This is a genomic window from Wolbachia endosymbiont of Rhagoletis cerasi, assembly GCF_018454475.1.
Taxonomy (GTDB): domain Bacteria; phylum Pseudomonadota; class Alphaproteobacteria; order Rickettsiales; family Anaplasmataceae; genus Wolbachia; species Wolbachia pipientis.
Genome location: NZ_JADCNC010000016.1, coordinates 89,394 through 101,074, shown reverse-complemented (window position 1 = coordinate 101,074; position 11,681 = coordinate 89,394). Strand labels below are relative to the sequence as shown.

At 33.7% G+C, this 11,681-nt stretch carries 12 protein-coding genes and 1 tRNA gene; 2 read left to right on the top strand and 11 right to left on the bottom strand.

Annotated elements, in window-relative coordinates:
- Positions 1–559 precede the first annotated feature (559 nt).
- Positions 560–817: a hypothetical protein gene (locus INQ25_RS06890; RefSeq protein WP_065095159.1), complete on the bottom strand. Its 258-nt coding sequence runs from the start codon at positions 815–817 to the stop codon at positions 560–562.
- A 636-nt stretch (positions 818–1,453) separates the two neighbouring features.
- Positions 1,454–2,383 carry a 4-hydroxy-3-methylbut-2-enyl diphosphate reductase gene (gene ispH / locus INQ25_RS06185; RefSeq protein WP_213863340.1) on the bottom strand — a complete coding sequence of 310 codons (930 nt, stop codon included), beginning with the start codon at positions 2,381–2,383 and terminating at the stop codon, positions 1,454–1,456.
- Positions 2,384–2,403: 20 nt separating this feature from the next.
- Here ispH and INQ25_RS06180 point away from each other — a divergent pair, with 20 nt between their 5' ends.
- Positions 2,404–3,951: a peptidoglycan D,D-transpeptidase FtsI family protein gene (locus tag INQ25_RS06180; RefSeq protein WP_213863326.1), complete on the top strand. Its 1,548-nt coding sequence runs from the start codon at positions 2,404–2,406 to the stop codon at positions 3,949–3,951.
- A 2-nt stretch (positions 3,952–3,953) separates the two neighbouring features.
- Here the strand turns inward: INQ25_RS06180 and INQ25_RS06175 are convergent, their stop codons facing one another.
- Both INQ25_RS06175 and elbB read right to left on the bottom strand, forming a co-directional pair.
- Positions 3,954–4,262 carry a hypothetical protein gene (locus tag INQ25_RS06175; protein ID WP_039963709.1) on the bottom strand — a complete coding sequence of 103 codons (309 nt, stop codon included), beginning with the start codon at positions 4,260–4,262 and terminating at the stop codon, positions 3,954–3,956.
- Positions 4,263–4,437: 175 nt separating this feature from the next.
- Positions 4,438–5,145: an isoprenoid biosynthesis glyoxalase ElbB gene (gene elbB, locus INQ25_RS06170; protein ID WP_213863325.1), complete on the bottom strand. Its 708-nt coding sequence runs from the start codon at positions 5,143–5,145 to the stop codon at positions 4,438–4,440.
- Positions 5,146–5,281: 136 nt separating this feature from the next.
- Here elbB and INQ25_RS06165 point away from each other — a divergent pair, with 136 nt between their 5' ends.
- Complete coding sequence (locus tag INQ25_RS06165; protein ID WP_213863324.1) at positions 5,282–6,316, top strand: hypothetical protein; 1,035 nt, start codon at positions 5,282–5,284, stop codon at positions 6,314–6,316.
- Between the two features lie 36 nt (positions 6,317–6,352).
- Here INQ25_RS06165 and INQ25_RS06160 read toward each other — a convergent pair whose 3' ends face one another.
- The 7 genes from INQ25_RS06160 to INQ25_RS06130 form a co-directional block, all read right to left on the bottom strand.
- Positions 6,353–6,904, bottom strand: coding sequence for a 5-formyltetrahydrofolate cyclo-ligase (locus INQ25_RS06160; protein WP_213863323.1), 552 nt, complete (start codon positions 6,902–6,904; stop codon positions 6,353–6,355).
- Complete coding sequence (locus tag INQ25_RS06155) at positions 6,888–7,508, bottom strand: ferredoxin reductase domain-containing protein (RefSeq protein WP_155968434.1); 621 nt, start codon at positions 7,506–7,508, stop codon at positions 6,888–6,890. The genes INQ25_RS06160 and INQ25_RS06155 overlap by 17 nt, the downstream gene beginning before the upstream one ends.
- 97 nt (positions 7,509–7,605) lie before the next feature.
- The gene (locus INQ25_RS06150) at positions 7,606–8,751 is read right to left on the bottom strand and encodes a SurA N-terminal domain-containing protein (protein ID WP_213863322.1); all 1,146 of its coding nucleotides are present in this window, start codon (positions 8,749–8,751) and stop codon (positions 7,606–7,608) included.
- Between the two features lie 184 nt (positions 8,752–8,935).
- A tRNA-Ser gene (locus INQ25_RS06145) sits at positions 8,936–9,026 on the bottom strand.
- Positions 9,027–9,569: 543 nt separating this feature from the next.
- Positions 9,570–9,716, bottom strand: coding sequence for a hypothetical protein (locus tag INQ25_RS06140; RefSeq protein WP_213863321.1), 147 nt, complete (start codon positions 9,714–9,716; stop codon positions 9,570–9,572).
- A gap of 44 nt (positions 9,717–9,760) precedes the next feature.
- Positions 9,761–10,267, bottom strand: a complete 507-nt coding sequence (gene ppa, locus INQ25_RS06135) for an inorganic diphosphatase (protein ID WP_151807542.1) — start codon at positions 10,265–10,267, stop codon at positions 9,761–9,763.
- Positions 10,268–10,336: 69 nt separating this feature from the next.
- Positions 10,337–11,551, bottom strand: coding sequence for a WD1261 family protein (locus tag INQ25_RS06130; protein ID WP_213863320.1), 1,215 nt, complete (start codon positions 11,549–11,551; stop codon positions 10,337–10,339).
- Between the last annotated feature and the right edge of the window lie 130 nt (positions 11,552–11,681).

Here is an 11,681-nt window from a genome sequence, read left to right as displayed (position 1 = left end):
ACGATCTTTCAAGGTCACGTACACCAAAATTAATGTGGGTGTAGTTATTATGACACCCAATTTATGGGATCTCTTGCATAACAAACTTTTGGCAGCGCATTGGATGAAACGAAAAACTTCCTTGACACCCTTCGCCAGCCCCCTTATCATGAAACTGAAGCTATTTATTTATCTTCGCAATCTCTGCAGTGGATTAATGACAAAAAAACTTAATGTATTTGGCGTAAATCATGCTTAATTTTTTGCACTATGTGCACCTCATGTCTTTATCAAATTTCTAGCTACACAAGCTGAAATACGCTATTTAAAACATCAAAAAACGCCAACTTAAAAAATGGATAGTGAATAATTAGCTACCCTAGGGTTTCTTTGCCTTTTTTTCTGTTTAGTAAATTTCTTAACGTTTATAATTTAGATTAGTTGCGGCTTAAAAGCGGCTGAGTCACGGTTATTAAGCGTTTAGAATAAAAAAACGCCATACTTGAAAGTATAATGTAAGTAACTAGCCAACCATCGGGCTTTTTTTGCCTTTTTTTTCGCTTGGTAAATTTTTTAATACTTAGATTAGTTGCAATTTAAGAGACCAGAAATGGTCAGTGCTTGGCACTGGAATAACGTCCTCCTTTGTTATCCCAGTGCCCAGACACTGGGATCCAGGAAACTTAATTGCAAGTAATGCATTGGATTTGGTGAGTATGGGTTTTATGTTATAGAATGAAACACTTTTGGTGAATTTGTAAAGAAAACTGGATCCCAGTGTTTGGGCACTGGGATGACACCATTCTTTTTCCTGGATTCCAGACTGGAATGACACCATTTGTTGTGTTTAACAAAGTTCGTACTTAGCTTCATATTAGCCGTAAATATTTAAGAAATTTACCAAACGAAAAAAAAGGCAAAAGAAGCCCTGGGGTTATTATCCGCTTTAAAATATTGGCGTTTTTTATGTTTTAAACGCTTGACAAGCGAGATTCAGCCGCTTTTAATTGCAACTAACTTACGCTGCAAATGTTTAAGAAATTTACTAAGCAGAAAAAAAGACAAAGAATCTCCGAGTTAGCTAGTCTTTTACTATCTCTGTCGAGTATTGGCATTTTTTGATGTCTTGTAACGCTTTATAAGCGCGTTCAGCTTATTTAGATAAAAATCTAGATGTAGATGAAGTTTTGTAAAGACATACAGTATCTATATACTGCAAAAAATTGAACATAAGACGCCGATACATTAAGTAATCCTTACCTTTTAATCTGCAGATTGGCGAAAGCAAATACAATAGCTTCAGTTTCATGATAAGAGGGCTGGCGGAGTTTGTCAAGCAAGTTTTTTCGTTTCTATTCCCAATAAAAGTTTGTTATATGGTTATGCAAGAAGTCTAATGAATCGCGGTATGACGTCTTAGCTATAGATGCTGGTCTGTGTGATTTCAAGAGAAGCTTAGTAGATAAGTTGTGTTTTAAACCAGATTCGGTATTTTAAACTGAACATTTTCAATAATACCACCTGGCATAACTGAAATTTTTACACTCAGGTTTACTTTTAGGTAGTCCATTAATTCATCAACCAATATGTCAGGAGCGGAAGCACCTGCAGTGATTCCTATCTTTTCTACGCCCTGAAACCAGCTTTTATTTACACATCTGTAATTATCAATCAAGTAGGCTCTTTTTCCTCTAGCAGTGCACAGATCTAATAAGCGGTTTGAATTTGAGCTATTTTTACTTCCTACAACTAATACCATGTCTACAATTTCAGCTAGCTTTTTAACAGCATTTTGTCTGTTTTGCGTTGCATAGCATATGTCCTTTAAATCTGGACCTGTTATGCCTGGAAACCTTAATTTCAAGGCAGCAATAATGTCACGGGTATCGTCGATGCTTAACGTAGTTTGTGTAACATAAGACAAATTATCTGGATCTTTAACCTTTAAATCATATACATCCTGCAAAGTTTGCACTAAAGTGATAGGATTGTTTACTCTTCCCCTAATTCCCTTAACTTCTGGATGGTTTTCATGCCCAATGAGAATTAATTCTTTACCACTGTTTTCATACCTTTTTGCTTCTTTATGCACTTTGTTGACTAAAGGACATGTTGCATCAATCACTTGAATACCCTTTCTTTTTGCCTCATCTTCTATATTTTTTGATACTCCGTGCGCGCTGAAGATCAGTATTCCTCCATTACCTTCAATTTCCTCGATACTGCTTACAAAAACCACTCCTTGTTTCTTAAAGTCCTCTACTATATATTTATTGTGAACAATTTCGTGTAGCACATAAACTTGGCGCTCGTTTTTGTATTTTTCTAAAGTAATAGCTAATATGTCCACAGCTCTTTTTACCCCGGCACAAAAACCTCGTGGTTCAGCTAAGATGATTTCCATTTTTGTCAAATCAAGTAAATATGCAAGCATTACTTAAAAATAAGCTCCGCTCACTGTGTTTTATAGTACCATTATTTATATTTTATATAATAATTATTTTTCGCATATTCTCTTTAACATTTGATCAACCTACTACTTCAGAAAATTTTAGAAAAGATAATATAGTACATAAACAACCTGATATTTTAGATAGAAATGGAGTGGTAATAGCAACAAATGTGCCCACAACATCACTATATATAGATGCAACCAAAGTAAAGAATCCGGAAAGTATAGCAGCACAACTGTGTTCTACTTTGCATGACCTCGAATACAAGAACTTATATAGAGTACTTACTTCAGAAAAGAAATTTGCTTGGATAAAGCGGCACTTGACTCCAAAAGAATTACTAGCGATCAAAAACGCTGGTGTACCAGGAGTAAATTTTTATGACGACATAAAGCGTATATATCCTCACAGTAATTTATTTTCACACGTGCTTGGTTACACTGACATAGATGGCAATGGTATTGCAGGAGTTGAGGCGTATATAAGTAAAAACAATGAGCAAGAAAAGCCCATAATACTATCCTTAGATACACGAGTGCAAAGCATAGTGCATGAAGAGCTAACTAAAGCTGTAAGCAGATATCAGGCACTTGGCGGAGTAGGAATTGTTTTAAATGTGAGAAATAGTGAAGTCATCTCGATGGTCAGCCTACCTGATTTTAATCCCAACTTACAGAATAAGGCAGAAGACATACAAAAGTTTAATCGCGCCAGTCTTGGGGTATATGAGATGGGGTCGGTATTAAAATACTTTACAATAGCCGCAGCGCTTGATGCGAACGCTACAAAAACTAGCGATTTATATGACGTATCAACACCAATCACCATTGGAAAGTATAAAATTCAGGATTTTCATAAATCTAAAATTCCAAAAATTACTGTGCAAGATATATTTGTAAAATCATCCAACATTGGTGCAGCAAAAATTGCAGTCAAACTAGGTATTGAAAAACAGGTAGAATACTTTAAAGCTATGAAGCTATTTTCTCCTTTGAAAATAGAAATACCAGAAAAATCCACACCGATAATCCCGGATAAATGGAGTGAAAACACTTTAATAACAGCATCTTATGGTTATGGCATAGCTGTAACTCCTATACATCTTGCACAAACTGCAGCAGCATTAATCAACAATGGGATATTTCATAACGCAACCTTGATGTTGAATAAAAGAAGTATAGGAGAGCAAATTATCTCAAGAAGAACTTCCAGGGAAATGAGAAAATTATTACGTGCAGCAGTAACAGATGGCACTGGCAGAAAAGCAAAAATAAAGGCATATTCAATAGGAGGAAAAACTGGATCGGCGGAAAAAGTTGTAGATGGTAAATATAGCAAAGATGCAAACATAGCATCATTTATAGGAGTGCTAACTATGCTTGACCCAAGGTACATAGTGCTAATTGCTATTGATGAGCCTCAAGGGATGCACCATACCGGGGGAGTAATTGCTGCGCCTATAGTAAGAAACATTATAAATAGAGTAGCACCTATACTAAATGTTACACCTGAGATGTAAAATTATGATTGCTTTACTATAATTTCAAATTTATCATTACCAAAATCCTTATTAATATACCAAGAACCATCATCTTTAGTTACAAATTCAAGACCTTTAAGGTCTTTTTTTATTGTCTTTCCATTTTGACCATCAATAGCGATATTAATATCGAATGTAATAATGTCTAGATTTATCATAGCTTCTTTCCCGCTGCACGAATTTAGACTGAACTTGCCTAACATGACATCATTAAAACTCACTTCCCCTGTATAGACATCACACTGACCGTCCACACAACACGTAGTTTCAATATAGAAAAGATCTGACATACAAAATACCTTTAAAAAAAGAACTAAACATATATGGCCACTACACCACACCGCTAACAAGTAGTAAAGCGTCGATAAACCTAAGTTACTTTAGCTACGTAGCCATAATACAGCTAGAAATGTAAAATTCAACAGTTAATTGTGTGATTAATAGAGAAGTCTTATTTAGTACACCTTATAGGAATGGCTGTTTAGTTTTTTTGTTAATCTTTTTTACCATGCTGTCAATCATATGCTTTATCCCTTGATATACAGAGTATGTACTTTCGTCGCTACGCATATAAGCAGAACAGGAAAATACATTATGTTCTTCGTCTTCTATTGATAACTCTGTATCGCATTTTATGTGCTCGCCGCCAAGCCTTTCTATCAACTGTTCTCTGTCATCTCCTATAGTTACCTTAACCTTACTTTCTTCTTTACCTATCTTGCTACTTAAAATTGAAACAATGATGGCTGGAGATATGCATATCGCTCCTATTGGCTTTTTTGTAACAAAAAATTCTGAAACTAATCTTTCAAATTCAGGCATTACTGTCACCATGTCTTTACTTTCAGCTAAGTCAGATAAATTTTTCGCAACCCCGTATCCACCAGGTACAACTAGCATGTCAAAATTTTCAGCTTTGGCTTCTTTTAAGTCATATATTTCGCCTCTTGCGATTCTTGCTGATTCTGCAAGCACATTCCTTTTTTCTTTCACTGCCTCCTTTGTTTTATGATTCATAACTTGTGTGATATTGATATCAGGTGCAAAGCATTTAACATCCACTTCCTGCTGATCAAGCACAAGCAAACTTAAAACCGCTTCTCTTACCTCTACACCGTCAAGGTGACCACACCCTGATAAGACCACAGCAGCTTTTAATTTTTTTTCACCCATAAAGTACCTTGATTTCATATAATCTAGATATTTTAATACAAATTCTATATTTGGAAAGGGGTATGTTATATCAATTATAATATAATTAATGATTAGTATGTATAATTAGGCATATTTATAATCAACGAAGCTGAATATGGAATCTAGCAATAGTATGTTTTTTGACACTGACTATCCAGAACTAAGAAAAGCTATTTCAGATATAATAGAAAGTATTGCACAATCCTCACAAGAGGGGAAAAAAGAGTTATTTACAACCCTATCAGAACAAGTTAAAGGGATGAACCTCAAAGATTTAGGTTTAGCAATTAATGACCAAGGCTTGCAAAAGGAGGTAAATAAAGAATTATTTATAAAACTCATTGAAGAAGCACTTAAAGATTTAACTTCTGAAAATGTTGACTCAAAAATAATAGAAGAGGCGTTAAAATCTGTTAACCAACAAGCAATAAGTAATGTTATAAATAATAATAAAGGTCCACTGGATAATCTAGTCAATTATTTTAAATCAGCCTCTGCAAATAAAAAAATTGGAATAGCTTCTGCCGTAATGGTATTAGGAGCAGCATTTTCTCCGCTTATTGTGCTTGCTACATTAATAGCGCTTGTGGCTATTGGAGCACGTTATGTAGGAATAGGTATAGGAAAGGCAGGGGAAAAAATAAAAGAAGGTGCGATTGATGCAGGAAAAGCAGTGAAAAGTTTATCTAAAAATTTAGGGGATAAATTGCCTGAGGTTGGGCCAAAAAAAGATAACTTTAGTAAATTATACAACAGTTTGGCTCAAGAGATTATAGGCTATAATATGTCCGAAGAAGGTGAAAAAATAAAAAACGCCCAGAGTAAAGCAAAGGTCATAGGCATGCTTCAAAATGAAGGGCAGCGATCTGCTATACAAGAGTTAGTAAAGAATGGAACTATTCAAAATTTTTCAGAAGATGATATGAAAAAGCTTAGAGAAAAAGGTACTAGTACTTATGAAAGTGATAAGGAAGCACTTGAGGAACTTATGGAGAAATTTCAATCTAAAATTATGGCCATTGGTGAGGGTAAAATAGAGGAGGTAGAAAAAATGGTTAATGATAAAGTTAACCAAATGAAGTCACCAGTTCCTCAATTAGATAGTCCAAGTTCTGAACAAGCGAGTACAGGAGAAACCAAAACCCTCTGATGGCTTGGAGAGGGAGGGAATGGGAAAGGTAGAGATCTATTCTTTTTTATCCACTTTTTTGAGCAATCCACTTCCACATCTAACACACATCTCAGTGATTATAATATCCAATTTTTGATCATGTTTTTCTACAGGTAAATCTTTACAATATTGTTTCTCATAGGCTACACCTATAAATATTTTTCCAAGTGGCCGCAGTTTTTCTATCATTGTATCATACCAACCACCGCCAAAACCCAATCTATTAAAATGATCATCAAAAGCAATAACAGGAGTAATGATTACGTCAGGAATTACATCTTCATTTGTTTTGTTCCATTCCTCAAATTTTAGTAACTTATTTTTATTAGGAATTGCTACTTTATAATCTAAATCGAGTAAACTATGCATCAAAGGCACAACATCTATTTCCCCATCCATTGGAATGTAAGCTGCTATTGTTTTGCCTTTAACGTAGCTTAAGTTCTGATTAAAGAGATTAATAAGGGAATTTGCCGCATAACTGGAATAACTTTCATCAATATCTTTTCTTATAGCTCTATATTGCTCTCTTATTTCCTTTTTGTGCTGTTTAATATCTTTGAACATGATCTATCCATTTCGCAGTAAGTTTTTCTTGTAAACTATTTTGCTTCAAGCGCTCACTTAAAAAATCAAAGTCAATAAATTCCATATCCTGGTCTTGATTACTGCAGCTATAAACAAAACTCCTTTCTCCTGTTTTCGCATTTATATGCTGCTGCACACACTGAGCGCAGATTTCTTTCATCATACACTGCATAGGAGAATTAACTGACGATATTGCTATATGACTTGACTTCAGATATGGCTTTAAAATTGTTTTTCTAGCTTCATTCACAGCTTTCATCATTTTATCAGAACCAATAGTGATAATTTTATCTATAACGTTCAAATTAATACCTAATCTTCCTTGTTGATAAGAGACTATTGCATCAACTATATTACCATGAAAGGATTTATCTTGATCTCTGCTTGTTTCTATCAATCCTTCTTCACATGCCCAAACTACTGCATTTGATGCACGCTCTATCAGTGCTCGTTTAAATACATCACTTAACTTCTTATAGCCAGCAAAGTACAAAACCTTGTTATTATTTTCAAGACATGCCTTCCCTATCGAAAATAACACTGCATTTCCAACTCCACCACCAATTAGCATTATATTCTTCATGTGCTATTTTAACTGCATTTGTTCAAATTTTTTGAAATTTTATAGAACAAAGTAATTTATATAGTTCTATACACAAAGACAAGGACACTCTCTGACTTCAACTATACCGATAACTGATAGCTGCATTTTTACGCATATCATCTAATAACAAGTTGCTTTGTATCATAATCTTTTGTTGGTACATTTTCTGTTTGATTGCTTCTATACCCGCTACATTACTCTTGATATCACACAACATCATCAACTTTGCAGTGCCATTTTCTCTCAATTCTACTATTTCATTCACACTTGTTTTACTAAATAAAATCTGTAAATCAGGATTTAAATCTCGCATTTTTATTTCAAATTCTTTTGCGTTTGGCAGCTTAAAATTATCTGCTAATTTATCAAAATTTAAACAATTAACTTTTTGCTCCTTGAGATTATCTAATAAACTTTCTGAACCTTCAACCACAATCTGTTTTAATTTTAAAGTGCTTTCCAGCAGTGCATGATTAAGTTGTACTTTATCTATTACTTTTATAACGGAGTAACTTTCACTGAAACTGAATGGACCTGCTATGTCGCTGGTTTCTAATCCTTCTAAAACGCTTTTGAGTTTTCCTTTTAGCTGACTTAAATTAACTGTTGCTTTACGCATCTTTATTGGAGATTCTGGGTTATTACTGTTGCGTAATTTTTTTACTAAATCTTCAGCTATACCATAAACGTCCTTGTCTTTTTGATCAGGAATTATAAACTCTTGGAACGTGATAAGATAATCCGGCTTTTCTGTTTGCCTTTTTACATCATCTACTTCTTTATCGCTTATATTAATAAATGGCACAATTCTTACTTCAATAATTTTGCTCCACAGTAACTGACATTTTATTTGTTTTCTTAAAATACCAAGATCTATATTATGCTTCTCTATGTATTGATCAACTTCATTAGCCTTAAGTTTAAAACTTTGGGTTAAAAATAACATAATAGCATTATCTAACTCCTCGTTGCTCAATTTTATATTCAGCCTCTGTGCTTCATTGATAATGATAATTTCGTCTATTAGCTCCCTAAGCACTTGAGGCTTTGCTTCTTTTTGATTAACACTTTGAGTGCCAAACAATGAATTTATAAAGTTGATGCGTTTTTCGATATCTAAATTTGAAATTGGTTCACCATTTACATCTGCAACAATTTCAATCTCGGTTGCAAGCAACCTAAGTGGCAACACTATCAACAGTAAAATTAGTATTTTATACATACAAGTAAAGTTGTTTAGTTAATAACCAATTCTATAATAAATACTGAGTCAATGCTAGCCAACTTTTTAATAGTGATCTCAGTGACAATGGAAATAAAAACCATTGCAACAAAATCAGGTACGCTGGTAAATAGGCTAAAAACATGCTAATATAGCGAATTTAAACCGTGCTAAAAACAGTATACGGAAGGAGAGGGATTCGAACCCTCGATACGACTTTTGGGTCGTATAACGGTTTAGCAAACCGCCGCCTTCAGCCGCTCGGCCACCCTTCCAAATTTAGAACCTAAAGATTATATAATACCAAGACCTCTACCACCTGTCTAATGCTTTTAATTGCAATATTTGTATCTGTTCAGATGCATGGCTAATGCTGAAACAAAAATTCCAGTGCTCCCTTTCTTGTCATCCCAGTGCCCAGACACTGGGATCCAGGATTTTGATTAGCACTAAGTTGGTGAGCATATAAGTGTTATGTTAAAATATAACGTTTTTACGAAAAGTCTGGATCCCAGTGGGCTTTGTTGCATCGCTAGCTATGATGGATTAAAGATAAAAAAGGTGGAGAATATCAGTAGCTTATTATTCTGGTATTTATAACAAGAACGGTCAGTGAATACCTAAATTTGAGTAAAAGAAATTTCACTACCACTCACTAATCCGGCTAAAATTCAAGAATTTCAATGCTTTAGCTATTTTCAATAGAATTAAATTTATTAATATAAATAACAAATTACTATTCTTAAATTTGATCAGATTGATTGCAAAAAAACAAGATTTTCAATAAGTTGCTTATAATCCTAATTATAGTTAGCCTTTCATAAGTAGCGATGCAACAAAGCCATCCCAGTGTCACGCACTGGAATGACATCGTTTACTATGTGCCATATTGCAATGTTCGTACAGTTGTGCGCGGTATAGATTCCGCTAACAAGTAGCGGAATGACGAATTTGTTGTTTTTCAAATTGTGGGCAAACCTAAGCCACTTTAGCTATAAATCAATAAAAACTAATTTCTGCTTTTTTCAATGATTTTCTTTGCTTCTTCCACACCAACCCATTCTCCAACTGCTACCGTTTTTCCCTTTTCTAGATCTTTATAATGAGAAAAGAAATGAGTAATTTTATCTAGTAGGCTTTTAGATAAGTCAGAATAGTCCTTTATATTGTCATAATAGCTATCAACACTGGAAACAGGCACAGCTAATATTTTCTCATCTTCTCCTTTTTCATCTTTAGTGAGTAATGCGCCTATTGGACGCACCGATATTAAAACACTAGATGCTAAGGGAAATTGAGTTAGCACCAAAACATCCACAGGATCACCATCACCTGCGCAGGTATTTGGTATAAACCCATAATTGCAAGGATAAGTCATTGAGGTAGATAAAAATCTGTCAACTTGTAACAACCCAAGCTCTTTATTAAATTCATACTTTACAGGCTCAGCATTTGCACTTATTTCAATTACCACATTCACCGCATTTGGCCCCGCTGTTATTTTACTTAAATCCATAAATTACCTCTTAACTTAAGAATAAGCATTATACAATATGTACTTTTAAGTTGCTACATTTATGTAGTTCTAAGCTTGTTTTGCATGGAGCGGTCCTAAATTTTCATTCGTCATCTTATTGACTGTTGAAAGTGGTGGTTCCTGTGATAATTGAAATAAAGCATATACTATTACGATAGTAAGCACTGCAGCAATTACTAGATTAACAAAATTATCCTGTGGTAGGACACCTTTTATTGGATTAAATAATTTTTGCTCCATAAAGAAATAATCAGCAACATATAACCCAACAGATAATACAAACATACCTAAAATAAGTTTACAGACTGTGTTTTTATGGTCTTTTTCTTTTTTCTTGCTGGTGATAGGATTTGGCCTACATTCATTCTCTTCTTGCAGCACTGAGTAGTATATATTATCAGGGCTCGTTATTAATTGTTCAAATTCATCACTATTTTGGTTTTTTAACAGTTGCTCTAGGGTGTTTTTTGTATTTATAGGATATATTAATCCATCCATTTTTAATTCTTTCTCTTGTCGATCCACATTCTCATGGTTGATTGTATATTTATCTCTACTTGATAATACGATCATGTGTAGTTTGCCAGCTAAGAACATTATATAGCTCTCTATTAACTGATTCTCACATATCTCTAATACTTCTCTTTTTACTGTTTTGTTAGATGACGAAAGTTCTTTATAGTGACCACCCAAAGAAAAGAACAATGCTATATCTTTATCTGCTTTTATGTCATGAATGGAATAATAGCTGCTGATAACGCACTTATTTAATGCAAATTCTCTGTCATATTTGTTTAATGTATTTCCTTCACTTAGTAACTTTCTAAGACCAATGAGTACTTTATTTTCAAAATCTTCTTCTGTTTTAAATATTGGTTCTCTCTTTGGATTTGCTAAGATGTTAAGTAAATCTAATTTTCTTCCATCTACTACTTCATTTATATATTCATTTAACTCAGATCCTTTAATAACTTCATATATTTTATCTATGACATCTTTAGTATTCAGGTTATTGTTTTCACTTAGAATTTGATAAGCTTGAGCATAAATTAAAAACAGCCCTTGTAGACTAAATTTTAAGTTAAAATATTTATCTAATGGTTCCTCTTTTTTTCTAATGAATTCAGACAAACCAAAATGATTTCTGTGATCCATAAAACGACCTAAGTCAGCATGTTGAAAGCTACCTAAAAAAATAAATAACGTCTCTAATAAATTACCCTTACCAACAATTTTTATTAGTTCTTCAATTTCTTTTATCATTGCTGAAACCTATAATGTTCTACTTTATAGTATAAGGGATACATGGCAAAATAGCAATAAATGTTATTAGACTTCTTGCATAACCCAAACTAAGTAGAAAAAGGTATAGCTATACCGCCGCGGCACTAAC